Source organism: Psychrobacter sp. 2Y5 (assembly GCF_051847375.1).
Classification (GTDB): domain Bacteria; phylum Pseudomonadota; class Gammaproteobacteria; order Pseudomonadales; family Moraxellaceae; genus Psychrobacter.
The window spans coordinates 18,627-44,960 of sequence record NZ_JBPYDA010000011.1; the positions used below are offsets into that span (position 1 = coordinate 18,627).

The window sequence follows — 26,334 nt, forward strand, 5'->3', positions numbered from 1 at the left end:
CATTCGTATGACGCTAATGACTAGCATAATCGCTTTATTAGAGACCATCATAAGCCTATATTCGCTATGACTAAAGTTAACCGACCTACTACTGACTCAAAACGATATCCAATTCCTGAATAAAGTTGCCAATACGCTCGGCATTCTTACCCAAATCACTTTTGCCCATTCTTGATTTACTGCGAATATCGACTAAGCGCTCATCACCAGTATCTTGCACACGCACCACGATATCATCCTTGAACCCAAACCATAATGTCGCATCGGTCGCTTCAATCAGCCCGTCTTTTTCATCACTATTGACTAAATTCCAGCCTAGATTATTAGAGGCCTGCTCAACAGCGGCTACTAGCTCTGCTTTGGACTGTGAATACTGCAAAGTTTGCAGCTCAGGATAAGCTTCGCGTTGTTTTTTGGCAGTCTCAATACCCGCATATGCTGCTGGATTAGGAGCATCAGCACGTAGCGGCGCAATCGCTACAAACTCAGGTGGCGTCGTTATGTCGGTTGAAATATCGTGGATAGCAGGCACATTATTGGCCGTACTCATCATCCACAAAGGCATAATGATAGCGACTAGAGAGAAGATTATCGCGACCGCCGCACTAGTAAAAGTCACCGTTTTTCGCTTAAATAGCATCTGCATGATAAGTAATACCAACGCCGCTATACCAGCGATAACTGCATACTTAAAACCCGCAAAAGCAGTCCCCAACTCAACAATGCCAGATTTATAAAGGGGGCCAGGTAGCGTCACTAGTAAAAATGCCGCTAAGCTCATTAGTAACACGATGATTTTCATATCACGACTCTATTTTAAGGCCTATTATCCATTAACGGTAGGCGTTAATAACCAAACATGCTCAGTGACGCTCAGTGCGGCATTAGCATTTAAGGTTGAAGGGTTATGCTCAAGCTCAGTGAGCTGATAAGTATCGCTATAGTAGTGCTGCAATTGCTCAGCGCTAATTGAGAACGGTGGACCGTCCTTTTGACTTTGATCATAATTAAGCGTAATAAGTAATTGTGGGGCGTTTTTATTATCAACACTGACGCTCAGTTTACGTATCTGCTCGCTATATTTTGGGCGCATATCTGGCGGTAGGGCAATCAGGGCGGCTCTATCATACACTGCATCAACTTGACCTATGTTGTCAGCCGTTAGTGCGAAGATATCTGCTACCCATAGCTCAATCGTCCGCCCTGATAGCTGACCTTGATAGCATTTAATAGTGTCATTATCGGTAGGCCGACTAATTTTCGGAGTCATACCTTGCTCAGCGAAAAACTCTTCTACTGCAGATTCGACCAGCTCAACACCAATGACATCATACCCTTGCTGTGCCAGCCAAGCCATGTCTATCGATTTACCACTTAACGGTACGAGTACGCGACTGGCTTTTGCGAGATTTAGAGCCGGAAAGTGCTTGAGCAACAAGGGGTTGACCTCAGACTTATGAAAGCCAATACGACCCTCGATCCAGCGCGATTGCCAAAAATCAGCTTGCATATTCTATTTCCTTAACCTGTTTACTAATATGACGGCATTAGAGGTCGTTATCATTGTCATTATGATAACGCTAAATAGCACAAAAAAGCCAAGCGTAATCACACTTGGCTTTAGCACCTACAAAAATAACGTCGACTGTCTAAGCGACCATGTACTCTTTAAACTCTTGACGTAGCTTAGCAAGCTTTGGAGGGATAGCAAAGTTACAATAAGCTTGACTAGGGTTTCTATTAAAGAAGTCTTGATGATCTTCTTCTGCACGATAGAATTCAACCGCAGGATGTACTTCGGTGACGACGTTGACGCCCATATCACGCAGTTTGTTAATCGTACGATCAACGGTTGGTTTTTGTGCTTCATCCGTGTAGTAGACTATGCTGCGATACTGGCTACCGACATCATTGCCTTGGCGGTCTTTAGTCGTTGGATCGTGAGTCGCGAAAAACACATCGAGCAGCACTTCTAGCGGCAATACTGAGTCATCAAACTCTATTTTTATGACTTCCACATGACCACTATTACCGCCGCAGACGGCTCCGTAGTTGGCAGTTGCCGCCTCACCGCCCATATAGCCTGAAACCACAGACTGGACGCCTTTTACGGATAAAAATACCGATTCGGTGCACCAAAAGCAGCCACCACCTAAGATAATTGTTTGCATAATATTTCCTATTATTAATGATTTAAACTAAGCCTATTTTGCGACTTTCACTATGTACTTACAAAGCTTAGTTTTACCTATTTAGGATAACAAGCAGGCTTTGAGCTATGAGTAACAAACAGTAATGTTATAATGGGCTTTTGCTAAATGTCTTACTATACAAACTGTTTGCTAAATGAGCCGTTCCATGAGTCAATCTAATCCCTCTCCAAAAACTGATATCGAAGCTAATGTTAAGCCTGATACCTTATTTGATAGGCCCTTTACCACGCCACTAGATAAAGTCGCACGCTTCTCCTTTGATGAGCAAGTGGTCGCCTGTTTCCCTGACATGATTCGCCGTAGTGTGCCCGGTTATGGTCAAGTACTCGCTATGCTGCCACTCTTTGCGCGGCGTCATTGCAAGTATCGTCAACAGAATAGTGAGGGTCAACGGGTTAGCCGTATTTATGATTTGGGCTGCTCGCTTGGCGGGGCAACGATGGCGCTAGCGGGCGAGTTTGCGTCGTCAGATTTACAGATTAAGGCGGTCGATATCTCGCCTGCGATGACTAGTGAAGCAGAGAAGCTGCTAAGCGATAATTACCCCGAGCATGATATCGAAGTGATTACCGCCGATATTCGCGATATCGAGCTTGAGCCTTGCGATATGGTTATTCTCAATCTCACGCTACAGTTCTTGCCTGCTGGGGATAGAGTCGCGGTGCTAGAGAAGATATATAACGCGCTAGAGGAGGGCGGTATCTTAGTATTGACGGAGAAGACTCATGCTATAGATGAGCAATACGATGCTTGGTTGGTCGAGCGTTATTATGACTTTAAACGCGCTAATGGTTATAGCGAGATGGAGATCAGCGGTAAGCGTAACGCGCTGGAAAATGTGCTGATTACCGATACTCTAGATCAGCACCATCAGCGTTTAAGCGAAGTAGGGTTTGCAAGGCATTTGACTTGGTTTCAGTTTTTGAACTTTGTGTCGATTGTGGCGTTTAAGTAGTTTTTGAACAAACCCTTAAAAATAAATCACCCATGCCCCGCAGATTTCACGACTATGAAAGAACGCTAAGCTTGAGGCCAATCTTTTTATCTTTGTTCTTCCTTTTATAACTATTATCTAGCCACTTATAATCTAACGAAAACTGAAATTTCTATGACCAACAACACTATTGTCAACGCTGAACGTGAACTGTATTTAACCTTGTTGACCATCGCTGAGACGCAGCCGGTGGCTTACGAATGGTTGGCGCTACTGCCTAAGTGGCTAACGGCTATCAAGGATAAGCGTAGTTACGCGCATGCGCCAGCTTATCAGTCCTCCGTGACACGATTGCCGACTATTGCTGCTGATAGCGTTGATTTGAATAGTTCAGCTATTACGGTGAATAGCGAGCTTAGTGACTCCGAACATAAGCAAATTACCGCGTTACTCAAGCAATTGATGCCTTGGCGAAAAGGGCCTTTTTATATTGGCGGTCAAATTGGTGACGATGAAGCAGGCATTCGGATAGATACCGAATGGCATAGCGATTGGAAATGGGATCGGGTGGCTCCGCATTTGAGTCCTTTGAAAGGCAGGCGTGTCCTTGATGTCGGTGGCGGCTCTGGTTATCACGGTTGGCGTATGGCAGGGGCGGGCGCAGAGACGGTTATCATCGTCGATCCATCGTGTTTGTTTTATCATCAGTTTATGGCGATTCGGCATTTTGTGGGGAATGCTGACAATTACCGAACTCATTATATTCCAGTGCCACTAGAGGCGTTGCCTGCCAGTGGCGACCAAGGCAGTCAACTGTTTGATACCGTGTTCAGCATGGGGGTGCTTTATCATCGCCAGTCACCTTTTGAGCATTTACAGCAGCTGCGTGGACAGCTGGTAAAAGGTGGCGAGTTAGTACTTGAGACTTTAGTGATCGATGGTGATGCCAATACGGTACTAGTGCCGCACGATAGATATGCACAGATGAATAATGTCTATTTCTTGCCCTCAGTAGATGCACTAATAGGCTGGCTAGAAAAGGTTGGCTTTAATGAAGTGCGCTGCGTGGATGTCGATGTGACTACAATAGAGGAACAGCGAGCGACCGAGTGGATGACTTATCAATCGCTCACGGATTTCCTTGACCCCAATGATCCTAGCAAAACGGTTGAAGGTTATCCGGCGCCGAAGCGCGCGACGATCATAGCTAGAAGGTAATCTTATCATTTTGCAAAGGCTCGAAGCGTAGGGTGCTTTTTAAATACCAGTCAAACTATGAGGAGGCATGCAATGCAGCCTACAAAGATAGGGGTGATATATTGTGAAAATAGCTATAGCTGTGATGACGGCCAGTTTTTTCTCCTTTCCCGCTCTAGCTGCAGACGCTTATGGCGACCCATTCCATGGCAGCGGTTTTGTAAGTGATGACTGGCATGTGGTCTGTGACAATACTTTGACTTGCCGTGCTGCCGGCTATACTGATGAGAGTGCTGAATGGCGCGGTAGTATTTTGATGACCGTAGCGGCAGGTGATAAAATACCAAGTACACAAGTGGTATTAAACTATTTGGAGTCATCAGACGAGATAATCGCTCAAATTGAAGGTAAGAATAATTCTATTGAGCTATGGCTAAATGATAAGTTTTATGGAGCCATTAAGCCGCCAGTAGATGGGAGTAGCGCTAGGGGGTTGACCGATGCGCAAACGGCCCAACTTATCAAACAGGCGCGAAAAAATAGCAAAGTAGTATTTAAAAAAGGCGCGTATCAATGGCAAATATCTGATCAGGGTATGGCGGCTGTGTTATTAAAACTAGATGATGTTCAGGGCCGGGTAGGAACGTCTTCAGCTTTAGTCAGTAAAACTAATCCCAATCGGCAAATTCCTAAATCTGCTAAAGCAAAACCTATTATCAGAAAAGCATTTGCTTATTCTGACGAAGATAACAAACCACTTACCCCATCAACACTGAGCTATTTTCAAGAGAATATTGATAAGTGGGCAATAGCGACTCTTGATAACGAAGCGCGCACCGATTGTAACGTGCTGACCTCAGATCAAAGCTGGTTCGATAAAAACAATAAAGTTTGGCAGTTTATAGCTATTGATAGGAATTATACCTTGGCTCGCCACCCATGCTGGACGGGGGCCTACAACTTTGGTCATGGTTATTGGTTGCTAGATAACGACAAACCGAGTAAACCTGAATTAATTACTCTATCTGGTTCAGAGTATAGTGAAGGTGAGATATTTTCCGCGCATAAAGGTCGTGGATTAGGCGACTGTTGGTCAATGTCTAACTGGGTTTGGGATGGCAAAAGTTTTGTGCTGTCTAGTGAATTGACTACTGGCATGTGTCGCTTAATAGAAGCTAGTGGGGCTTGGAGCATGCCCACTTATGTCAGTGAAGTGGTTGAGCCTAACCAATAAACCATTTTTCAAAAGCAACTTCGACTAAAACTTTGATAATAAACCCTATAAAACCTGCGCCTAAAGCTAAAAACATCCAAAAGGTTCCCGCGCGCCCTGCGTCAGATTTTTTAGAAAGGTCCCAAATAATAAAAAATAAGAAAGCGATAAATACGGGCAATAATATATACAGTCCCCAGTTGGTAACCGTACTAGCAGCAATGGCGAACATACTTTTTTCCTTAAGTGCAATTTAAGTGCAATAAAAATAAAAGCCATATTATAACGTGGAACGGTTTTGATATGAACTTTTGCGGTTGGCAATATGACAGTATTACTACATTCAACACGCCCTAGTCCTTAGATGCCATAAATTGTGGCTGTTTAGCGCTATTTTTATCAATAATGATGCAATAACCTGCAAAGATTGTTATATTTACGGGTTATCACTTTTTCGTCATATTTATCTGAGTTTATACCCTTATGTCACAAGCCCAAATTGATACTTTAGCAGCCCTGTTTGAGGATGCTGTCCAAACTCTAAAAGAAGGCGGCGTATTGCCTGCTGATTGGCAGAATAATAGCCAAATCACCCGTACTAAAGACCTTAGTCACGGCGATTTTGCCAGCAACATTGCGATGACCGCTGCCAAGGCCGCTAGAAGTAATCCGCGCGCTTTAGCAGAGCAAATCGTTAACGCGCTACCCGAAAACCAAGATATCCGCCAAGTCGATATCGCCGGGCCTGGCTTCATTAATGTATTTCTAAATAGCGATGCTAAGTTTGCAGTTTTAGAAGATATTTTTACGCTGCAAAATCGTTTTGGTCTCAGTGATCAGTTTGCAGGGCAAAAGGTGCAAGTGGAGTTTGTCTCCGCTAACCCAACCTCAAGCTTACACGTTGGTCATGGTCGCGGCGCAGCCTTTGGCATGAGTGTTTCTAATTTGCTCGAAGCAGTGGGTTATGACGTCACCCGTGAATACTATGTCAATGACGCCGGTCGGCAGATGGATATCTTAGCGACGAGTACTTATTTGCGCTATCTAGAAGCGAACGGCGAGAGTGTGGCTTTCCCGTCTAACGCTTATAAAGGCGACTATGTCCGTGATATCGCCGAAACCGTAAAGACGCAGCATGGCGATAGTTACGTGCATTCTTTTGCAGAGGTCGCTAAAGACGTTACTGCAGATGCTAAGTATGATATCACTGCTAACGGTGACAAAGAGCTGATCTCAGGCAATAAAGAGGCGCATATTGATGGGCTGATTGCTAATAGCAAACGCTTATTGGGCGAGAATTATGAGCTGTTTCTTAATGCCGCGCTGACTGGCATTTTGGCTGATATTAAAGACGATTTGAACGATTTTGGCGTGCGTTATGAGCGCTGGTTTAGCGAGAGATCGATCACTGATGAGATCGAGCCGGCACTGCAAGTGTTACAGGAAAAAGGCCATCTATATGAGCAAGACGGCAATATTTGGTTCAAATCCACAGATTTTGGCGACGAAAAAGATCGCGTAGTACGCCGTGCTAATGGCCAAACCACCTATTTTGCCTCTGATATCGCCTATCATAAGAATAAATTCGATCGCGGTTTTGATAAAGTGATTGATGTATTGGGCGCGGATCATCATGGCTACGTACCGCGAGTACGAGCCGCACTATTAGCGCTTGGTATAGATGCTGAGCGCTTGGATGTAGTATTAGTGCAGTTTGTCGCCCTATGGCGTGGCAGTGAAAAAGTGCAGATGTCTTCGCGCTCTGGTGAGTTTGTGACGCTGCGTGAGCTACGCGAAGAGGTTGGCAATGATGCGGCGCGTTTTTATTATGTGGCGCGTAAGCCTGAGGTGCACGTAGATTTTGATTTAGAGCTGGCCAAATCACAAAGCAAAGACAACCAAGTGTATTACATTCAGTATGCGCACGCTCGCGTTTGCCGCGTATTAGAAAAACTACAGACTAGCGGGCTGAGCGTCGATGACAGCGTTGGCGCGGCGCAGCAAAACTTGCTTAGCGCGCCAAGTGAAGAAGCGCTTATTAAGCTATTAGCCGCTTATCCTGCGACTTTATTACGGGCAGCGACGGGTTATGAGCCGCACATCTTGACCAACTACTTAAAAGAATTAGCAGCGCTGTTCCACGGCTGGTATGACACCAATCGTATCTTGCCTATGAGCCTGACTTCAGGGGCGACACCAAGTGCCGATGAGCTAAATATGATGCAGGCACGCCTGCGCTTGTCTAAAGCAGTTCGGCAAGTACTGGCTAATGGCCTAAATCTTTTAGGGCTGACTGCACCTTCTAGCATGTAAGCGAATACGTTATACTGATATCAATGTAGTCTTATATCAACTCAGTAGGGAGAAACCAATCCATGTTAGCCAAAAAACCTAGAGGCGCCACTGAAAAACGTAAGTCAAGTAGCGTATCAGGCTTATTGTGGATGTTCGTTGGCGCGATATTGACGCTTATGATAGGGGTGTTTTTGTACCTCTCGCCATTGTTTAATTTTAGTCCTGCCGAGAGTGAAACCGCGGCTGATTCTGATCGGCAGATACAGCAGCGAGTGGAGACGGACACTGACAATGCAGATTATGAGTTTTATGACATTCTGCCTAACCAAGAGATGGCGACCATTCCTGATGAAGATATCGGCGGAGTAGAGAATGATCGTTTAGGTGCTACGGATGACTTCGAGGCTGACGTTGTAGTGACTCAGCCTGAGGCTAGTGCTGATAATAATAGCAATTTGGGTATCTCTGAAAACACAACGATTGAACCGAGTGGCAGCTCAGCAGCTAATAACAGCGATGCCGATAATGAGATTACGATAGTAGAAGAAAATGCGACTTACGACGGTACCGCGCCTACATCTCCTAATAGCAACAGAGCAAACAATACGAATATAGCGGCTGGCAGTGGCACAGCGACAGTACAAAAAGCGCCAGCCTCCACTTACATTCTACAAATCAATAGCTTTGGCGATGCTGATGAGGCGGATCGCCGCCGCGCGCAAGTGTTGATGGCAGGGGTGGATGCTAGAGTCGTCAAAAACACGACCGGCAATGGCTTACCTATTTATCAGGTGATTTCACGTCCAATGAATAATCGTCAGGCGGTCACTAGTGCACAGCAGCGCTTACAAAACAACGGCATCGACTCTATTATCGTTGAGCAGCGTCGATAGTTGCGAGAATTCTTTATTATTAAGGAAAAGCGTCACATTGACGCTTTTTTTGTGCTATTTTTTTGAGGAGTGAACTAAGCAAGAGGTATTTTGCAAGAAAATATTTTAGTCATGGATTATCTGAGCTGATGGCAATCAGCAAGACTACCTCCCTTTATCAATTGACAATGAGAGCTTAACAATGAACTCAGCTGAGACGACGACAGCGTCAAATAGCATGATCAAATCATTCTTTCAAAAATACTTTATCGATGCTTTTACTGGTATGGCCTTGGGGCTGTTTGTTACCTTAATCGCTGGACTTATCATCTCGCAAATCGGCGGCTGGTTACAGATTCCAGCACTGATGGCTATCGGCAAACTCGCCTCTGTGTTGATGGGCGCAGGGATAGGCGTAGGTATTGCTTACTATCTCAAAGCGCCGACGCTAGTAATGCTCAGCTGCTTAGTCGCCGGTATGCTTGGCGCGCATACCGAAGCCTTTATGTCAGGGACGTTGTTTACCGCACAAGAGTCAGGTCCCGCGACCTTTTTAGCTCTACCCGGCAATCCTATTGGTGCTTATTTGGCCTCAGTGTTTGCATATCGAGCGGGTACTTGGGTCTCTGGTAAGACTAAACTAGATATCTTGCTTGTACCCTTAGCGGTCTGTACTGTTGCTTGGGCAGTTTGCGCTTTTTTAAACCCGCCAGTAGTTGTCGCGGTGAATGCGGTCGGTCAAGGCATACAGGCTGCGACTGAGCTGCAACCCTTTTTAATGGGTATCGTCATTGCGGTCATCGTCGGTATTTTGCTGACGCTACCAACCTCTAGCGCCGCGATCTGTATCGCGATTGGTCTTGGCGGCCTCGCCGGCGGCGCGGCGGTGGTCGGCTGTGCGGCGCATATGATTGGCTTTGCGGTCGCAAGCTTTAAGGACAATGGCTTTAGCGGTGTCATCTCGCAAGGCCTTGGTACTAGTATGCTGCAAATTCCAAATGTATTGAAAAAACCCATTATTCTATTGCCGGCCATCGTGGCTAGTGCCGTTGTTGGTCCTATCGCCACTGTGGTGTTTGAGCTGGCTTGTACGGCGACGGGCGCGGGTATGGGCACGGCAGGACTAGTTGGGGTGTTTGGCGTGATTGAGGCTTCACAGGCGCTGATGAGCACCACACAGTTATGGACAGCGATTATCTTATTGATGTTTGTATTACCCGCTATTATTGCAGGACTAGTGGCTTGGCTGATGAGAAAGTCAGGCTGGCTAGTCGCGGGTGACATGAGGTTGCCTTAAGCTCAAATGTCATAAGTAGCGTTTATACACAAACCTCTCACCTACAAAAAACGCCTAAGCTTTAAAGTTTAGGCGTTTTTTTGACTCTGTGATAAATGGAGGACTAAACAAACAGGCGAACTAAGAACTGCTAGATTTTGATGAGTTACGTTTTTTCAGTTTACGACTCACCTTATTAACATCATTAAGTATTTTGCTATAACGGTTGGGGAATACCCGCTGCACGGCATCTATCATTTTAGCATCGTTACCAATCAAGCGGCGTGGCTGATTGGTGGCGGCTGCTTCCAGAATAACCCAAGCCGCGTCGTTGGCATCAAATTTTAGGAATTTGTTAAAGCTTCTAATAGCGCTTGGACCAGAGCGCATCCCAAGCTCGCTGATGCTATCGTTACCGCGCGCGCTGTTGGCGATATTAGTACGGATACCGCCCGGATGAATGCAAGTAGCCGAGACACCGCAGCGCTGAATATCTAGCTCTTGACGCAAGCTCTCGGTGAAGCCGCGTACCGCAAATTTGCTGGCGTTATAAGCGGACTGTGAAGGTTGAGCGGTAAGGCCAAATAGGCTTGAGATATTAATGATATGACCGTGTTCATTGAATTGGCGCAATTTATTATCATCCTTTTTAGTACTAGCTTCGGTTTCGCTAAGCTTGACGCTGTTTTTAATCAATGGCAAAAAAGCCTTAGTACCATAAACCACGCCCCAAAAGTTGATATCCATCACCCATTCTAGCTCCTCTAAACTACTACCTTCTACGGTAGAGTAGAGCGCTACGCCAGCATTATTAAAGACAAAATTTACTTTACCATGGTCTGCTACGACGCTATCCGCCCAGTCATAAACGGCATCTTTGTCAGCGACATCAAGGACGGCAATAGTGCTTTTGACATCAAAACCTTCGAGCAATTTTTGCGTTTCAGCTAGCGGCTCTGCGCCGATATCTGAGAGCGCCACCTCACAGCCCATTTTGGCCAAGTGGATGGCAAGCGCTCGGCCCATACCCGATCCTGCACCAGTAATAGCGGCGACGTGACCTTTATAGAAGTCGCTGATATCTTTGCTAGTATTTGTAGAATGCGCTTTTAAGGAGTCAGGCAAGTGTTGACGCAGGGCCGAGGTCATAGCAGTCATGGAATTCAACATGATTAACAATCCTTTGTAATAATGAGAGTGATGATAAGGTATAAAGCACGAGTGTTAAATGAGTAAAATAATACGGTAAACATAATAATTTATTATATGAGCTTATCACGGCTTAGGCTTACAGCCGAAACACATTGGTATACGCAGCTGTCATTTTTTAGCATAAAAAAAGGTGTCTAGCATACATAATGCCAGACACCTTTAGGATAACCGATAACCGATAACCGATAACCGATAACCAATTAAGCAATTTTGGGGATTTTGCCTTCGTTGATGACGGTATCATCTACAGTGACCGATTTAGCATTTTCCATCGATGGTAGCTCGTACATAGTCTCAAGTAAGGCATTTTCGACGATAGAGCGTAGACCGCGTGCCCCTGTCTTGCGCTCCATGGCTTTTTTGGCAATGGCATCAAGCGCCTTTTGGGTAAAGGTAATTTTAGCGCCTTCCATATCGAATAGATACTCGTACTGCTTAACCAAAGCGTTCTTAGGCTCAGTCAATATCTGTATGAGCGCTTTTTCGTCTAGCTCTTCTAAAGCTGCCAAAACCGGCAAACGACCGATCAGCTCTGGGATAAGGCCGAACTTGATTAAATCCTCCGGTTCTACTAGCTGTAATAGATCTGAGCTACGGCGGCTATCGTCTTTTGAGCTGACATCAGCATTAAAGCCAATACCGCCTTTTTCAGTACGCTGCTGAATGACTTTATCAAGTCCAGCAAAAGCGCCACCAACGATAATTAAGATATTACTAGTATCGACTTGGATCAGCTCTTGTTGTGGGTGCTTGCGACCACCGTGCGGTGGAATAGCGGCAACCGTGCCCTCGATCAGTTTGAGCAGCGCTTGTTGAACGCCTTCGCCTGAGACGTCACGAGTGATCGATAGGTTCTCGCCTTTTTTGCTGATTTTATCGATCTCATCGATATAGATGATGCCTTGTTCCGCTTTACTAACGTCATAGTCAGAAGCTTGCAGAAGCTTTTGGACGATGTTTTCGACGTCTTCACCGACATAACCGGCTTCAGTTAGCGTTGTCGCATCCGCCATAGCGAAAGGGACATCTAATAACCGCGCTAAAGTCTGCGCTAACAAGGTTTTACCTGAACCGGTTGGACCGATTAGCAAGATATTACTCTTCGCCAATTCAACCATCGCATCATCCGCGCCGATCTTAGCTTTTTTCTTATCGCTAGCTAAGGTTTGGCTCACTTTGAGACGTTTATAGTGGTTATAAACCGCGACTGCCAGAGCTTTTTTGGCCGCGTCTTGACCGATAACATAATCATCAAGCTTCGCGCGCAGCTCCTTAGGAGTCGGTAGCTTTTTATTGACCCATGAGGTATCTAGCTCGCCATCTGTTTCTTCTTCGTCAACGCTGTCTACGATAAGGTCTGTACAAAGCTCGATACATTCATTACAGATATTGGCATCATCAGCGGCAATTAACTGTTTCACTTCATTTTTGGCTTTACCGCAAAATGAACACTGCGGGGTCTTGTCTTTTGCCATGTAGAGGCACTCCTAAAATCTTACTTTTCTGGTTTAAAACTTAGCGATAAACGAAGTTTGGCGATTTCTTTGGTTTAATAGCTGTCTAGACAACAGACTATTTTTTTAGGTCCGCTGGGCGACGCTCTAATACTTCATCGACTAAGCCATATTCTTTGGCTTCCTTGGCATCTAACCAGTAGTCACGCTCAACGTCTTTCTCGATTTTCTCTACAGGCTGGCCCGTACGTTCAGCCAAAATCTCGTTTAGACGCGCACGCGTTTTGATGATTTCACGCGCATTAATCTCGATATCAGTCGCCTGACCTTGAGCGCCGCCTGATGGTTGATGAATCATCACCCGTGAATTGGCTAGGGCGTAGCGTTTGCCGCGTTCGCCCGCTGCCAGTAAGAATGAGCCCATGCTATAAGCGCCGCCCATACAGATAGTGGAGACTTCCGGCTTGATGAAGTTCATGGTATCAAAAATAGCGAGACCTGCGCTCACAGAACCGCCTGGAGAGTTGATATATAAGTGGATATCTTTATCCGGGTTTTCCGCTTCTAGAAATAGCAACTGGGCGACGATAAGGTTGGCCATGTGATCTTCGACTTGACCAGTCAAAAAGATAACGCGCTCACGTAATAGACGCGAGAAAATATCGAACGAACGCTCGCCGCGAGCGGACTGCTCAACCACCATAGGAACGAGTGCGCCTTGTGCCGCTTGGCCTGCACTTTGTACCTGATCGTGGGCGCTCATCAGCATATCGAAATGAGGATTGGCTGTAATGCGATCATAATCTGTCATAGGGAAGTCCTAGTATTGGAATATAAGTATTAAAAGGTAGAGACAAAATAACTGTTTTTATAAAAAGAGCTGTTTTTAGAATAGAGTGAATATAGTCAGTTCAAAATAAAGTTGTTATAAATTTGAACGCGCTACTGGTATAAATTTTACTTGCGTGCTGTTATCACAGAGGTCGCGTAAAATTCATCCCAGCAGTGCTATGACACTTTTAAAGTAATTCGACTATAGTCTATAAAGCAACTGGGCTATTCAGTAAAAAGTGCAGCAATAGTAACTTTTTTAGTGAGTAATAGTAAATGCCTAGCGTCACAAATGATAAATTGTCCCCTATTAATAAGGCGTCAGTAGTCATTTATCAAGGGCAGCGCGGCAAAGATAGTAAAAAACTAGCTATTCATCACTGTCTAAAACAAACGGTACTGACAAAAATGCCCCAACAGAGGTGTTGAGGCAGTTTATATTATCCCGTTATCAGTCAATGCCATAATGATAAATCATTGATACGCAAAGACCGCAATTCTCACTCATTACATTGCTTGCTGCTGTTGTTGCTGAGCAGCTAGCAAGTCTTGATAGCTGACTTCTTTATCAGTGACTTTACCTTGCTCGATGAGATAATCAACGACTTGATCTTCTAAGACTACTGATTCGATATTAGCGCGTTGCTGCTTATCGTTAGTGTAGTATTCGATAACTTCCGCTGGATCTTCGTAGTTTTCAGCCGCTTCTTTGATGAAAGTCTCGACGCGATCTTGATCGACTTCGATGTTTTTGGTATCGATGACGCGAGCGACGATGATACCAAGGCGAGCGGCACGTAGCGCTTGCTCTTCAAACAGCTCATTTGGCAGCATATCTTTATCGAAGCTATCAGCGCTAGAGCCGAACTGCTGAGCGAAACGCTGCATCATCATGCTACGCTGACGGTCGATTTCTTGCTCAAGCATCGCGTTTGGTACATCAAACTCGTTCTTCTCTAGTAGTGCATCAAAAGTCGCTTGCTTGACTTGGCTACGAGCCGCGTTCTTGATTTCGCGTTCCATATTTTTGCGCACGTCTTCTTTTAACTTATCGATGCCACCCTCTTTTACGCCAAATAGCTCAAGGAACTCATCGTCAATCTCAGGTAGCTTAGGTTTTTCAACCAGTTTGACGTTGATTTTGAACTGAGCTTCTTTACCCGCTAAATTTTCAGCTTGATAATCTTCTGGGAAAGTCACATCGATGACTTTTTCTTCGCCAGCTTTCATGCCTTTGATGCCATCTTCAAAGCCTGGAATCATCTGGTTACTACCGATAACTAATTTGAAATCTTCAGCACTACCGCCTTCAAATTTCTCGCCGTCGATGGAGCCTTCAAAGTCAAAAGTGACCTGAGTATCTTTGGTCGCTTTGCCTTTTTTCTCAACGAACTCTTGGCGCTGCTTTTGTAGGTTTTCGATCATGGTATCGACATCAGCATCATCTACAGAGGCGGTATGACGCTCTACTTCGATCTCATCGATACCTTGTACTTCCACTTCTGGGAAGATCTCAACGGTCGCTTGATAGACTAAGAAGTCATCTTCAAGTTTGACGTCATCGATATTTGGCATACCAACCGCGCGGATGTCCTCTTCTTTGATCGCTTCAAAGACAGTATCGCGGATAACGTCATTGATAACTTCTTGCTGAATGCCCGCGCCATACTGTGAGCGGATATGCGACATTGGCACATTGCCTTTACGGAAACCGTCAATTTTGGCGGTTTTCGCCACTTGGCGAATACGACCTTCGACTTTATTTTGGATTTTTTCAACAGGAACTTTAACGGTCAGTTGTGTTTCTTTGTTAGACAGCTTATTGGTTGTGACTTGTAAATCTGTAGCCATGTTAATTACACCTTAGATGATTTAAATAATAGTCAATCGCGCTTATATATGGATGAAGATAAACGAATTATCGATTGCCGTTAGAATGAATAGGGTATCGCAGATATCAGCTTAGAATACTAAGCTTTAAATACTTAGCGCTGATAACCATTATCGCTGTCCGTAAACCCTGATTACTTTTTTAATCAGTCAGTTATCAAACAAAAGGGGCTAAAGTCGAGCAGCAATAAAATTTAAAAGTAGAACAGTATAATCTATCTGCTAATTAAAGTAAAAGCTATCTGTTACCTGATAGTATATTTGCTCTAAATTCCTTCCTAAAAGCAATAAATGAATGTCAAAAACCTCATAATTGCTGCAATAATTGCTTAATCGCTTGCCCACGATGACTGATTTGGTTTTTATGAGTGCTGTCCAAACTCGCCGCCGTTGCTTCTAGTTCAGGTAACCAAAACAGCGGATCATAACCAAAACCACCCTGACCGTGAGGCGCTTCCAATATCTCGCCTTGCCATAGACCTTGAGCGATAATAGGTAGCGGATCATCAGAGTGACGGACCAGCGCTAGGACACAGACAAACAGTCCTTTGATCGGCGTGTCTTTATTATTAGTGCGATTTTGCGCACGAATAGGCTGCAAGTCAGTGATGAGCTTGGCGTTGTTCTTAGCATCATTGCCATGCTCGCCTGCATAGCGGGCAGAGTAGATGCCGGGTGCGTTGCCCAATACTGGCACACATAAGCCTGAGTCATCAGCAATCGCCGGCAAACCGCTAATGCGGCTAGCGTGACGCGCTTTGATAATCGCGTTTTCAATGAAGCTTAAACCGTCCTCTATCGCATCTTCTATCTCTAGCCGATCCTGCGGAATAATAGTGACATCTAAATTCGCTGCTGTAAATAAGCGCTCAAACTCTGCTAATTTACCTTTATTATTACTAGCAAGCACCCATTGATTCTGTGCTAAAAATTCGCTGAACTGATCCTTTGCTAAGCTCTGTGTATGCGTTTGAGAAGTCGTTGTACTCATAAAATATATCCAAGAATTGAGAATTTATGCTGCGTAATCAGTCAGCCTATAATGATTAGCAAACGCTCTATAACATTCAGTAACGGATATCATCCACGACTGTTGTTATACTAGTTCACAAGCTACAGTGAATTATAGCTTACAGCTTATGCCTTCTGAGTTCATCTCTTGTCGATTTAAAATCCATAAAACGGATTTAAAATGGACAGACAGTAACTCGGAGTCATTTAAGCTCGTTTTAGGGTTATAACTTTTAGATTTATAACAAGGTGCATAAGTACTTTAAGCACCATTGCATATTCACTAATAATAAACTCAGCCAACTTAGTCTACTCTTTTATAGCGAATTCTATAATTAAAACTATGTAGAGTCTAATGCTATAAATCGTTGGCTAAAACAGCAAGGATAAAATAACTATGTCAAATATTAAATTACCAGATCTCCCTTATGCCAAAGACGCACTAGAGCCACATATCAGTGCCGAAACGCTAGAGTATCATCATGATAAGCATCATGCTGCTTATGTGAATAAGCTAAATGACTTGCTACCTGGTTCTGGCTATGAAGGCAAAACTCTACCAGAAATCATCGAAGGCACGTCAAAAGACGATAGCAAACAAACGATGTTTAACCAAGCGGCACAAGTTTGGAACCATACTTTCTACTGGAACTGCATGACGCCAGAAAACGGTGGCGGCGAACCTACTGGTGATCTAAAAGGCAAAATCGAAGAAGATTTCGGTAGCTATGATAAGTTCCGTGAAGAGTTCAAAAACGCAGCCACTTCACAGTTCGGTTCAGGTTGGGCATGGCTAGTTGCTGATAAAGTTGGCGGTAAACTATCTATTGCTAAGACGGGTAACGCTGATAACCCACTGGCGCATGATCAAGTAGCAGTATTGACTTGTGATGTGTGGGAACATGCTTACTACATCGATTATCGTAACCGTCGTCCTGACTATGTTGACACGTTCCTAGACAAGCTAGTGAACTGGGACTACGCCAACGCAAAATATAAAGGTCAAGATGCTGGTGTTGAAGAGTAATCTTTAACTCAAGTATTTGATTAATAAAAAAGGACGCTGAGAGGCGTCTTTTTTTTGGTTTGATTTTGGAGGTGAAATGAGGATTAGTGTAGTGTCCTCCATTACTAATATAAGCGGCTAGGACAATACTATACTGTCAGTAAGACTTTGATAAAACTAACCAAACCCTACAACACCTCAAACCCAAACTTACCTAATGCCTCACGTAACATCGCAATATTATAATACGCATGCGCATTGACGGTATTTTGAAAGAAGATATATAGCGTATCGAAATGCTGACGCTGATTGGCAATCGCTTGTGCCCAGTCCTGCATCTCCACCTCAGAGTAGCGATAATCATGGCGGTCGGCGGCGCTCATCGCATCCCACCAGTTTAGATTATTGCCATGCATGCGCAGATACCCTGTACGCTCGGTAAATATCAATCGTGACGGCGGTAGACCGCTGACTTTAGGATAATCAACGCTGCACCAGATGAGACCTTGCTGTTTAAAGCTATCGACCACTTGCGGGGTGTGCCATGCGTTATGACGAAACTCGACGGCTAGTGGATAGTCGCCAAACCAGCTGACCAAGTTAGCTAAATATAGCCTGTGCTCGCGAGTCCGATCAAAACCATGCGGAAACTGGAGTAATAATGGCGCTAAGCAATCCGCTTCTATTAGTGGCGTCAAAGCATTCAGAAAAGCTTGCGCGTGCTCCGCTGACCCTTTGCGCGCATGAGTAAAGTCTTGATGCAGTTTGACCGCAAACTTCAATTCACTATCCGCTTGTACGTAGGCTTTATCCATCATACCGGCAAAGGCTTTTTGACCGATAGGCGCGTAGAAGGTGCTGTTAATCTCGACCGCGCCGTATTGACGGGCGTACTCACGTAAGAAATCGGTCTTTTTGGTGCCTTGAGGATATAGCGTACCCAGCAAGTCGGTATCGCTATAACCGCCAGTGCCTAGATATATAGTAGGAGTAGAATTATTATTCATAATGACTACTTATTAAAACTCTTTATTAGTTCTCACGATGATGAGTTTGGCCTTACTTTTTCCGCTGCCAAAGCCATTCAATAACGGCTAACACCGCATTGTTGTTACCTAATTCACGAGGTATTGCACTGCGACCTTGCGCAAACAGCGACTGCGCGTAGTCTTTGGCCGCGTCGACGCCCATGAGCTTGACATAGGTTGATTTGTCTAGTTTTTCATCGCTGCCAGCCGGTTTACCTAGATCATCGGTATTACCAGTCACATCTAAGATATCGTCTTGTACTTGAAAGGCCAGACCAATATACTGAGCGCAGTCTTGCAGTGCTATACGTTGCGGCGCCGTAGCACCCGCACAGATCCCGCCCATCAGCAGCGCCGCTTCTATTAACGCGCCGGTCTTATCACGGTGAATAGCTTCCAAATCCATTTGCGATATGCCTGTACTCGCTTCTGCATTGAGATCGAGCATTTGCCCTGCCACCATCCGCCGCGCTCGCGGTGCAAATACGGCCAAAAGCTTACTGGCTATCAAGTCATTAAAAGGCGCAAAGGTGTCGATCTCGGCGCTCAGTACTTCAAAAGCCAGCGTCTGCAAAACATCACCTGCTAGCAAAGCGGTCGCCTCGGTAAAGACGATATGAGCGGTGGGCTGACCACGGCGCAGCTCATCATCATCCATGCAAGGCAAATCATCGTGCACTAGCGAATAAGTGTGCAATAGCTCCACTGCTAGTGCTGCTCTTCGGCACATATCATAATGAGTTTCATGGCGCAAAAGAGCAGCTAGACCTGTTGGTTTATCTTCTATTACGCTTGTAGTTTCGGCTTGTTCATCAGCCAAGGCGGTATCATTAGAGGTCGCGATCACACTAGCAAAAGCACTGGCGACTAATAAAGGCCGTACCAGCTTACCTTCACCTGTCATCACATAGCGACAAGCTTCATCTAAAGGACTTGGCAAATCAGCATAGGTAAATAGCGCTTCAATATCTGCGGCTAATTGCACGCGTAACGAGCTAGATAGCTGCTCAAAAGAGTCAAAAGGAACGAAATGCGGAGTGGAGGGGAGAGACATAAAGCTACCAATGACTAAGTGAAATAACAAGAGTGAAAATGGCCTTAGTTTAGCATGATAGTGATACCGGCTTATATAGCAGCTGCGCAAGATTGGCTAAGCTTTCGTTACGTATTGATGATTTAATTCGTAGCGCTAATATGTTTTTATAATATAACCCTTAAACGCTCAATAACGATGAGCTATAAAACCGCTCCTTCTAGGGTGCTGCTATACAAATAAAGCATATTAAGGGAGAGGTAAATGGCCATTAGAGATTTAAGAGTGACTTACGAGTCCGGCTTTAGCTTGTGACAGTCGCGGTTATAATCCCTAAACTGATTGTCGATACAGGCTAAAGGGCGCTGATAGCAGTACACATTGCTGTACGCTCTAACAGATCACCTTAAATAGCTGATCTTTCATTTTATTGGTCTTTTACTAATTATTGGTTTTTACTAATAACTATCAACGATAATTTTAATTCAAAAACGTACCAATTCAGAAAAGTAATCATTCAAAAACGTGACTTTTAATAAGCTTTGATTGTATCAATCAGCTTTTGTAGCCCTATAAATCATATAACCCAGCAAGGAGTTTCAAATGGTATATCAAGGAAATCGCATTACCGTGAGCATGCTAGAGGATGGCATTGCTAATATGCATTTTAATGCTGAAGGTGAGAGCGTTAATAAATTTGACATGGAAACTAACAAACAGCTTAGCGAAGCGGTCACTGCTTTAGAAAAAGCCGACGATGTTAAAGGCCTTATCGTCACTTCAAGCAAAGGCGTATTTATCGCCGGCGCTGACATCACAGAATTTGTCGCTTCATTCCAAAAACCTGAAGATGAGATCAAAGACTGGGGCGTCAAAGTCAATGACAATTTCAATCGCTTTGAAGACTTGCCATTCCCGAAAGTTGCCGCTATCAACGGCGCAGCGTTAGGCGGTGGTTGTGAAATGACTTTGGTATGTGAATACCGTGTGATGAGCGAAAAAGCTATCATCGGCCTGCCTGAGACGCAACTTGGTATTTTCCCAGGCTTCGGTGGTACGGTGCGTAGTACTCGCGTCATCGGTATTGATAATGCCTTAGAGCTTATTGCTACAGGTAAACCCAAAAAACCACTCGAAGCGCTAAAGCTAGGTTTAGTTGACGCTACTGTCGCCGCTGATGACTTGCAAGATGCTGCTGTCGATTTGGTCAAAAAATGCATCTCAGGCGAGCTTGATTGGCAGGCCAAACGTGAAGAGAAGCTCAATCCTGTTAAATTAAACCAGCTTGAGCAAGCGATGGCGTTCAATAGCGCTAAAGGTATGATTTTCTCAAAAGCCAATCCAAAGCAGTATCCAGCGCCAGCGCTCGCTATCGAAGCGATCGAAAAGCACGTGAATCTGCCACGTGACAAAGCGATCGAAGTAGAAGCCACTTACTTTGCTAAAGCCGCGAAAACGCCGCAAGCTGAGAGCTTAGTCGGTCTGTTCTTAAATGATCAACTAGTCAAAAAACTTGCTAAAAAGCACAGCAAACAAGCACACGAAATCAATGAAGCTGCTGTACTAGGTGCAGGTATTATGGGCGGCGGTATCGCTTATCAAGCCGCTAGCAAAGGCTTGCCTATCATCATGAAAGATATCAAATCTGAGCAATTAGATTTGGGTATGGGTGAAGCGAGCAAGCTATTAGGCAAAATGGTCGAACGCAAAAAAATGACCCCAGCGAAAATGGGCGAAACCTTAAGCCGCATCCGTCCAACGCTAAATTACGGCGACTTTAGCGAGACCGACATCGTTATCGAAGCAGTAGTAGAGAACCCTAAAGTGAAGCACGCGGTACTCAAAGAAGTCGAAGGCTTAGTCAAAAAAGATGCTATTTTGGCTTCTAATACCTCAACCATCTCCATCACCCATTTGGCAGAAGTGCTTGAACGTCCAGAGAACTTCGTCGGTATGCATTTCTTTAACCCTGTACACCGTATGCCGCTAGTAGAAGTGATCCGCGGTGAGAAGTCTTCAGAAGAAGCGATTGCTACGACTGTAGCGCTAGCGACCAAGATGGGTAAAGTGCCCGTAGTCGTAAATGACTGCCCAGGCTTCTTAGTGAACCGTGTCCTATTCCCGTACTTTGGCGCTTTTGACTTACTGCTCAAGCAAGGTGCTGACTTTGTCCATGTCGATAAAGTCATGGAAAAGTTCGGCTGGCCTATGGGTCCGGCTTACCTGATCGACGTGGTTGGTCTAGATACTGGTGTACATGGCGCAGAGGTCATGGCAGAAGGTTTCCCTGATCGCATGAACCCTGATTATAAAGGTGCGATTGAGCATCTATATGAGAATGAGCGTCTCGGTCAGAAAAACGGCGTTGGCTTTTATAAGTACGAAACCGATAAGCGCGGTAAGCCAAAGAAAGTCGCTGACGAAGCCACTTATAAGCTGTTAGAAACGACAACCGATAGCGACAAGCAAGAGTTTGACGATCAAGCGATCATCGACCGTACTATGCTAGCTTTCTGTAACGAGACCGTACGCTGCTTAGAAGATAATATCGTCAGTACGCCTGCTGAGGCTGATATGGCAATGATTATGGGTGTCGGTTTCCCGCCATTCCGTGGTGGTCCATGCCGTTACATCGATCAATTGGGTCTAGATAACTATCTAGCGCTGTGTGAAAAATATGCGCACCTTGGTAAAGCTTATGAAGCGCCGCAAAAGATCCGCGATATGGCCGCGGCTGGTGAGAGATTCTACCCTGTTGCATAACTGAGTCTTAAAAGCATATAGACAACAACGTATAGATACCCTATTAGGATAAGTGCCGTAAGCTTGCTGACTATTTAAGATGAATAATAATCTATCAAGCTAAGCATTACGGCGCTGACAACAAATTGAAAAGGAATACAGTATGACAACTTTAAGTCCAACAGACGTAGTCATCGTCGACGGTGTACGTTCAGCGATGGGAAGAACCAAAAACGGTATGTTCCGTCATGTGCGTGCCGATAGCCTATCAGCTGAGCTAGTTCGCGCTTTAGTTGAGCGTAATGACTTCGATACCAATGATGTCGAAGATATCATTTGGGGCTGTGTCAACCAAACCTTAGAGCAAGGTATGAACATCGGTCGCAATATCGGCCTGCTGGCTGATATCCCTAAGACCACGGGCGGCCAAACGGTCAACCGTCTATGCGGCTCATCGATGCAAGCTCTGCATACGGCAGCGGCGCAAATTATGACCAATCAAGGCGATACCTTCATCATTGGTGGGGTTGAGCATATGGGTCATGTCGGTATGATGCACGGTATCGATCTAAACCCAGCAGCCTCTAAGCACTATGCCAAAGCCTCTAACATGATGGGCTTGACCGCTGAGATGCTAGGACGCATGAATAATGTTAGCCGCGAAGAGCAAGATGCTTTCGGTCTTGAGTCGCATCGCCGCGCTTGGGAAGCGACTACTGAGGGTCGTTTCGATAACGAAATCATCGGTATCGAAGGCCATGATGAACAAGGTCGTCTGCAGCTGTGCACGGTCGATGAAGTGATTCGCCCTGATGCGACGATGGATCAAATGCAAAAGCTACGTCCTGCCTTTGATCCAAAGGGTACAGTGACGGCGGCTACTTCGTCAGCCTTATCTGACGGTGCGTCCGCTATGCTAGTCATGAGTGCGCAAAAAGCCAAAGACTTAGGTCTTAAGCCGCGTGCTCGTATTCGTAGCATGGGTATCGCCGGTTGTGACGCTGCTATCATGGGCTATGGCCCTGTACCGGCTTCGCAAAAAGCACTGAAACGTGCCGGTCTAAGCCTAGAAGATATACAAACCATCGAGCTCAACGAAGCTTTTGCTGCGCAGAGCTTGGCCGTTATTAAATCTATGGGCCTAGAAGATAAGCAAGACATCATCAACGTTAATGGCGGCGCGATCGCTTTGGGCCATCCACTCGGCTGCTCAGGCGCACGTATCACGGTAACTTTGCTCAACGCTATGGAGCAGATGGATACTGAGATTGGCCTTGCGACTATGTGTATCGGTCTAGGTCAAGGTATCGCTACCGTTATTGAGCGCGTATAAGAGTACGAACTGACTTTTATTAAGCAATAATCTTAGTGATATAGCAAAGCCCTTAGCGAAATAGCTAAGGGCTTTTTTATGGTTGACTCTTATCTTTCACAAGGGAGAGGGCATATTTGAGCTTATCTCATTGACGCCCTAGCTAAACTATGACTAAATAAGAGATAGCATAAATTAATATTATAGGATTCTGTAGTACACGACTACAGTCGTACAAGGAGTGTAATATGCCTACTATGATTACTGATCGGACTTACCGTATCGCCCGCGAAAATACCCAAGCTATGGTTGTCGACGTACAAGAACGCCTGACGCCGCATATCTTAGATCACGAAAAAATCACTAAAAAGATAGTGACTTTGATCAAAGGTCTACAAGCGCTCGATATCCCCATTATGCTCAATGAGCAGTATAAAAAAGGACTAGGCGAAACCTTGCCTGAGATTACCGATGTGTTAGAAGGCAGTAACGCCAAAGGCTTTGAAAAGGTCACTTTTAGTGCTTGTGACAATGATGACTCTTGGCATCACTTAGCGCAGCAAAACCGCAGCATCGTTATCTTATGCGGGGTTGAGACTCATGTTTGTGTAATGCAAACTGCGCTTGATCTACTAGACAATGGCATGCAGCCGGTAATCATCGGCGACGCTGTGGGCTCGCGCTTTCCTTATGACAAAAAGCAAGCTATTCGCCGTATTCGCCGCGCAGGTGGGGTCATTACTACCGTTGAATCTATCTTGTTTGAGCTATGCCGCAGTAGTAAAGATCCTGCTTTTAAGACGATTAGTAATTTGATCAAATAAAGGTCGAGTGTTATAAAACAGTCGTTTCTATAGTATATCTTTAATAAGTGACGTTAATAAATGCGATGCTGCCGCGTAGCATACAGCAGCATCCATGAAAGCATTATCGTTACTAGCACTCAAAACTAACGCTTCAACTCAACGAGTTTTTATGTCTTTGTATCAAACCGCTACATCCACTGCTAAGGCTTCTGTGTATGCTAGCCCGTCCGCTAACCTTCAAGATCGCCTTCAGTCTAATGACAGTCATCCTGCCAGAGACATGGACGATATCACTCATTTTTTGTTAGAGCTTGATGCGCTCAAGCACGTCAACCGCCGTAATTACATTACCCAAAATGACTTTGCCAGTGAATTCAGAATAGAGAACTCTGCTGAGCACTCATGGCACTTAGCGATGGCATGTTGGTCCATCGCTGAAGCGTTTGAGTTGAAGGTCAATCATGAGAAGTTACTGAAGATGGCGCTCATTCATGATTTAGGCGAAATTGATGCAGGTGATACCTTTTTGTATGCTAATACTCGTAAAGATGCGCATATCAAAGAGCGCGATGGTATAGCCCGTCTGCAAAGCGAGCGCGGTAATGGTATAGCAGAACTAAGCAAGATTTGGGAAGAGCAAGAAACTGGAAACAGTGCCGAGACTCAGTTGCTTAAGGTTGTCGACCGCTTACTGCCTTTTTTATTAAATATAAAGACGCAAGGTAGGACATGGATTGAGCTTGGCGTAAAACGGTCGCAAGTGGCAGCCGCTCATGTTTTTATCAAAGATAGCTTTCCCACTATTCATCAATGGATGACCGCACAGCTAGACTATGCAGCTGAGCAGGGCTGGCTAATAACAGGCTAACGCCTTTGTATCAGGCTTTAGCCGTTCCTAAGAGCTGACCCATTTGCACCACCGAGTTAGCGCTCATACTCTGTTGCCAATCTGCCTTTGCCGCTTTTGGCAGTACCACAATCGCCGTCGATCCGAGATAGAAACGGCCAAGCTCATCGCCTTTCGCCAACGCCATATTATGCGCCTCTTCCTGCATATCATCTGTACGCGTGATTTTACCTGTTGCGACCGATTCAATACCTGCGACAATCATAGCGCCGACCAGTACCACTGCCGCCTTACCGTATTCGGTATCAAACATACAAACCAGACGCTCATTACGCGCAAATAAATCGGGAATATTGGCCGCTGTGACCGTGTTGACCGAAAATAGCGTGCCCGGCACGTAACGAGTATTCGTTAAAGTACCCGCAAAAGGCATATGTACTCGGTGATAGTTACTGGGCGCTAGATAGACAGTTGCAAAGCTGCCATCCGCAAAATAATCACCATCAGCGCTATTGGCAAGCAGTTGACCGATATCATAGTCACGGCCTTTGGCTTGCAGGACTTTATGATCTTTGATTTGCCCAAGCTGTGATATTATCCCATCAGCAGGACTAACGATACCACCCACAGTGCTATCGATAGCGCGAGCATCGTCTTTTAACTCGCGGGTAAAAAAGTCATTAAAGCTCTCATAAGCGTTGAAGCTATCACGCTCATACTCCTCTAGTGTCACATTGTAGGCTTTGGCAAAGCTACGAATAAAGGCGCGTTTGACTAGCGGATGACGGCTAGCAGCCAAGCGTCCGGCGGCTTTGCTTAATTTCTGCTGCGGTACAAACTGCTGCAGGGTGGTAAATAGAGTCATAAGAGCTACCTAAAAATAAATTGAAAATAACAGCTAAAAATAATGATAACAATACCCTTATTTTATCATGATCCGCTTTTATCTGTGTGTGGATAAGTTATCTTTGCATGTTTATCTTAGGGCGTGTTGAACATTCGATCATGGCACTGACAGAGACTATTTTTTAGGCGATTCAAGGGTAAAAATATCTAGCTTAGTCATTCTAAGGGGATATTTTTAGCAAAGGAGCGGCAAAAAAGAGTCCTGTCCTTGCAGGCTGATGCTAAAATTGCCCCATACGGTGTTGCAAGTCTAGCT

General features: G+C 45.0%; 23 protein-coding genes. 11 read left to right on the plus strand and 12 right to left on the minus strand.

What is annotated here, in order from left to right; translation table 11 throughout:
* Nucleotides 1–88: 88 nt before the first annotated feature.
* The 3 genes from ACS8E3_RS11135 to msrA form a co-directional block, all read right to left on the minus strand.
* On the minus strand, nt 89–802 hold the full coding sequence (locus ACS8E3_RS11135; protein ID WP_439244199.1) for a DUF1499 domain-containing protein: 714 nt from the start codon (nt 800–802) through the stop codon (nt 89–91).
* A gap of 24 nt (nt 803–826) precedes the next feature.
* Nucleotides 827–1,510, minus strand: coding sequence for a thiopurine S-methyltransferase (gene tmpT, locus ACS8E3_RS11140; protein WP_439244200.1), 684 nt, complete (start codon nt 1,508–1,510; stop codon nt 827–829).
* Nucleotides 1,511–1,649: 139 nt separating this feature from the next.
* A complete protein-coding gene (gene msrA / locus ACS8E3_RS11145) occupies nt 1,650–2,171 on the minus strand; it encodes a peptide-methionine (S)-S-oxide reductase MsrA (protein ID WP_439244202.1) in 522 nt (173 codons plus the stop codon).
* 175 nt (nt 2,172–2,346) lie between these two features.
* On the opposite strand from msrA, the gene cmoA reads away from it, so the two are divergent.
* The 3 genes from cmoA (at nt 2,347) to ACS8E3_RS11160 (ending at nt 5,578) form a co-directional block, all read left to right on the plus strand.
* Nucleotides 2,347–3,168, plus strand: a complete 822-nt coding sequence (gene cmoA / locus ACS8E3_RS11150) for a carboxy-S-adenosyl-L-methionine synthase CmoA (RefSeq protein ID WP_439244203.1) — start codon at nt 2,347–2,349, stop codon at nt 3,166–3,168.
* A 153-nt stretch (nt 3,169–3,321) separates the two neighbouring features.
* On the plus strand, nt 3,322–4,365 hold the full coding sequence (gene cmoB, locus ACS8E3_RS11155) for a tRNA 5-methoxyuridine(34)/uridine 5-oxyacetic acid(34) synthase CmoB (RefSeq protein WP_439244205.1): 1,044 nt from the start codon (nt 3,322–3,324) through the stop codon (nt 4,363–4,365).
* Between the two features lie 103 nt (nt 4,366–4,468).
* Nucleotides 4,469–5,578, plus strand: coding sequence for a DUF1176 domain-containing protein (locus ACS8E3_RS11160; protein ID WP_439244206.1), 1,110 nt, complete (start codon nt 4,469–4,471; stop codon nt 5,576–5,578).
* On the opposite strand, the gene ACS8E3_RS11165 is transcribed toward ACS8E3_RS11160, so the two are convergent.
* Nucleotides 5,568–5,789, minus strand: coding sequence for a DUF2788 domain-containing protein (locus ACS8E3_RS11165; protein WP_439244207.1), 222 nt, complete (start codon nt 5,787–5,789; stop codon nt 5,568–5,570). The two genes, ACS8E3_RS11160 and ACS8E3_RS11165, sit on opposite strands and share 11 nt — an antisense overlap.
* A gap of 251 nt (nt 5,790–6,040) precedes the next feature.
* Here ACS8E3_RS11165 and argS point away from each other — a divergent pair, with 251 nt between their 5' ends.
* From argS to ACS8E3_RS11180, 3 genes are all read left to right on the plus strand, one after another.
* Entirely contained in the window at nt 6,041–7,870 is a 1,830-nt protein-coding gene (gene argS, locus ACS8E3_RS11170; protein ID WP_439244209.1) for an arginine--tRNA ligase, read from the plus strand.
* 62 nt (nt 7,871–7,932) lie between these two features.
* Entirely contained in the window at nt 7,933–8,745 is an 813-nt protein-coding gene (locus ACS8E3_RS11175) for an SPOR domain-containing protein (RefSeq protein ID WP_439244211.1), read from the plus strand.
* 181 nt (nt 8,746–8,926) lie between these two features.
* A complete protein-coding gene (locus tag ACS8E3_RS11180) occupies nt 8,927–10,021 on the plus strand; it encodes a PTS transporter subunit IIC (RefSeq protein ID WP_439244213.1) in 1,095 nt (364 codons plus the stop codon).
* 120 nt (nt 10,022–10,141) lie between these two features.
* Here the strand turns inward: ACS8E3_RS11180 and ACS8E3_RS11185 are convergent, their stop codons facing one another.
* From ACS8E3_RS11185 to rdgB, 5 genes are all read right to left on the minus strand, one after another.
* Nucleotides 10,142–11,170, minus strand: a complete 1,029-nt coding sequence (locus ACS8E3_RS11185; protein WP_439244214.1) for an SDR family NAD(P)-dependent oxidoreductase — start codon at nt 11,168–11,170, stop codon at nt 10,142–10,144.
* Between the two features lie 242 nt (nt 11,171–11,412).
* On the minus strand, nt 11,413–12,687 hold the full coding sequence (clpX, locus tag ACS8E3_RS11190; RefSeq protein WP_439244216.1) for an ATP-dependent protease ATP-binding subunit ClpX: 1,275 nt from the start codon (nt 12,685–12,687) through the stop codon (nt 11,413–11,415).
* Between the two features lie 97 nt (nt 12,688–12,784).
* Nucleotides 12,785–13,429, minus strand: a complete 645-nt coding sequence (clpP, locus tag ACS8E3_RS11195) for an ATP-dependent Clp endopeptidase proteolytic subunit ClpP (protein ID WP_439244282.1) — start codon at nt 13,427–13,429, stop codon at nt 12,785–12,787.
* A 575-nt stretch (nt 13,430–14,004) separates the two neighbouring features.
* Entirely contained in the window at nt 14,005–15,348 is a 1,344-nt protein-coding gene (gene tig / locus ACS8E3_RS11200) for a trigger factor (RefSeq protein WP_439244217.1), read from the minus strand.
* Nucleotides 15,349–15,694: 346 nt separating this feature from the next.
* Nucleotides 15,695–16,378: an RdgB/HAM1 family non-canonical purine NTP pyrophosphatase gene (gene rdgB, locus ACS8E3_RS11205; protein WP_439244219.1), complete on the minus strand. Its 684-nt coding sequence runs from the start codon at nt 16,376–16,378 to the stop codon at nt 15,695–15,697.
* A gap of 417 nt (nt 16,379–16,795) precedes the next feature.
* On the opposite strand from rdgB, the gene ACS8E3_RS11210 reads away from it, so the two are divergent.
* Nucleotides 16,796–17,425 carry a superoxide dismutase gene (locus ACS8E3_RS11210; RefSeq protein WP_439244221.1) on the plus strand — a complete coding sequence of 210 codons (630 nt, stop codon included), beginning with the start codon at nt 16,796–16,798 and terminating at the stop codon, nt 17,423–17,425.
* A 167-nt stretch (nt 17,426–17,592) separates the two neighbouring features.
* Here the strand turns inward: ACS8E3_RS11210 and ACS8E3_RS11215 are convergent, their stop codons facing one another.
* The gene (locus ACS8E3_RS11215; protein WP_439244222.1) at nt 17,593–18,411 is read right to left on the minus strand and encodes a DUF72 domain-containing protein; all 819 of its coding nucleotides are present in this window, start codon (nt 18,409–18,411) and stop codon (nt 17,593–17,595) included.
* Nucleotides 18,412–18,463: 52 nt separating this feature from the next.
* Nucleotides 18,464–19,486, minus strand: a complete 1,023-nt coding sequence (locus ACS8E3_RS11220) for a polyprenyl synthetase family protein (RefSeq protein WP_439244223.1) — start codon at nt 19,484–19,486, stop codon at nt 18,464–18,466.
* Nucleotides 19,487–20,068: 582 nt separating this feature from the next.
* Between ACS8E3_RS11220 and fadB the strand changes: the two genes are divergently transcribed.
* From fadB to ACS8E3_RS11240, 4 genes are all read left to right on the plus strand, one after another.
* Complete coding sequence (fadB, locus tag ACS8E3_RS11225; RefSeq protein WP_439244224.1) at nt 20,069–22,228, plus strand: fatty acid oxidation complex subunit alpha FadB; 2,160 nt, start codon at nt 20,069–20,071, stop codon at nt 22,226–22,228.
* A gap of 142 nt (nt 22,229–22,370) precedes the next feature.
* Nucleotides 22,371–23,540, plus strand: coding sequence for an acetyl-CoA C-acyltransferase FadA (gene fadA, locus ACS8E3_RS11230; protein WP_439244226.1), 1,170 nt, complete (start codon nt 22,371–22,373; stop codon nt 23,538–23,540).
* 227 nt (nt 23,541–23,767) lie between these two features.
* Nucleotides 23,768–24,343: an isochorismatase family protein gene (locus tag ACS8E3_RS11235; RefSeq protein WP_439244227.1), complete on the plus strand. Its 576-nt coding sequence runs from the start codon at nt 23,768–23,770 to the stop codon at nt 24,341–24,343.
* 151 nt (nt 24,344–24,494) lie between these two features.
* Nucleotides 24,495–25,193: an HD domain-containing protein gene (locus ACS8E3_RS11240; protein ID WP_439244228.1), complete on the plus strand. Its 699-nt coding sequence runs from the start codon at nt 24,495–24,497 to the stop codon at nt 25,191–25,193.
* Nucleotides 25,194–25,203: 10 nt separating this feature from the next.
* Here ACS8E3_RS11240 and asd read toward each other — a convergent pair whose 3' ends face one another.
* Nucleotides 25,204–26,037, minus strand: a complete 834-nt coding sequence (gene asd / locus ACS8E3_RS11245) for an archaetidylserine decarboxylase (protein WP_439244230.1) — start codon at nt 26,035–26,037, stop codon at nt 25,204–25,206.
* Nucleotides 26,038–26,334 lie beyond the last annotated feature (297 nt).

Coding starts and splice junctions, on each gene's coding strand:
- ACS8E3_RS11220 (WP_439244223.1), bottom strand. CDS start 19,486: ATGTCTCTCCCCTCCACTCCGCATTTCGTTCCTTTTGACTCTTTTGAG.
- fadB (WP_439244224.1), top strand. CDS start 20,069: ATGGTATATCAAGGAAATCGCATTACCGTGAGCATGCTAGAGGATGGC.
- ACS8E3_RS11215 (WP_439244222.1), bottom strand. CDS start 18,411: ATGAATAATAATTCTACTCCTACTATATATCTAGGCACTGGCGGTTAT.
- ACS8E3_RS11210 (WP_439244221.1), top strand. CDS start 16,796: ATGTCAAATATTAAATTACCAGATCTCCCTTATGCCAAAGACGCACTA.
- ACS8E3_RS11180 (WP_439244213.1), top strand. CDS start 8,927: ATGAACTCAGCTGAGACGACGACAGCGTCAAATAGCATGATCAAATCA.
- tig (WP_439244217.1), bottom strand. CDS start 15,348: ATGGCTACAGATTTACAAGTCACAACCAATAAGCTGTCTAACAAAGAA.
- ACS8E3_RS11165 (WP_439244207.1), bottom strand. CDS start 5,789: ATGTTCGCCATTGCTGCTAGTACGGTTACCAACTGGGGACTGTATATA.
- rdgB (WP_439244219.1), bottom strand. CDS start 16,378: ATGAGTACAACGACTTCTCAAACGCATACACAGAGCTTAGCAAAGGAT.
- cmoA (WP_439244203.1), top strand. CDS start 2,347: ATGAGCCGTTCCATGAGTCAATCTAATCCCTCTCCAAAAACTGATATC.
- msrA (WP_439244202.1), bottom strand. CDS start 2,171: ATGCAAACAATTATCTTAGGTGGTGGCTGCTTTTGGTGCACCGAATCG.
- clpX (WP_439244216.1), bottom strand. CDS start 12,687: ATGGCAAAAGACAAGACCCCGCAGTGTTCATTTTGCGGTAAAGCCAAA.
- ACS8E3_RS11185 (WP_439244214.1), bottom strand. CDS start 11,170: ATGTTGAATTCCATGACTGCTATGACCTCGGCCCTGCGTCAACACTTG.
- cmoB (WP_439244205.1), top strand. CDS start 3,322: ATGACCAACAACACTATTGTCAACGCTGAACGTGAACTGTATTTAACC.
- ACS8E3_RS11235 (WP_439244227.1), top strand. CDS start 23,768: ATGCCTACTATGATTACTGATCGGACTTACCGTATCGCCCGCGAAAAT.
- ACS8E3_RS11135 (WP_439244199.1), bottom strand. CDS start 802: ATGAAAATCATCGTGTTACTAATGAGCTTAGCGGCATTTTTACTAGTG.
- fadA (WP_439244226.1), top strand. CDS start 22,371: ATGACAACTTTAAGTCCAACAGACGTAGTCATCGTCGACGGTGTACGT.
- asd (WP_439244230.1), bottom strand. CDS start 26,037: ATGACTCTATTTACCACCCTGCAGCAGTTTGTACCGCAGCAGAAATTA.
- argS (WP_439244209.1), top strand. CDS start 6,041: ATGTCACAAGCCCAAATTGATACTTTAGCAGCCCTGTTTGAGGATGCT.
- tmpT (WP_439244200.1), bottom strand. CDS start 1,510: ATGCAAGCTGATTTTTGGCAATCGCGCTGGATCGAGGGTCGTATTGGC.
- ACS8E3_RS11175 (WP_439244211.1), top strand. CDS start 7,933: ATGTTAGCCAAAAAACCTAGAGGCGCCACTGAAAAACGTAAGTCAAGT.
- clpP (WP_439244282.1), bottom strand. CDS start 13,429: ATGAGCGCCCACGATCAGGTACAAAGTGCAGGCCAAGCGGCACAAGGC.
- ACS8E3_RS11240 (WP_439244228.1), top strand. CDS start 24,495: ATGTCTTTGTATCAAACCGCTACATCCACTGCTAAGGCTTCTGTGTAT.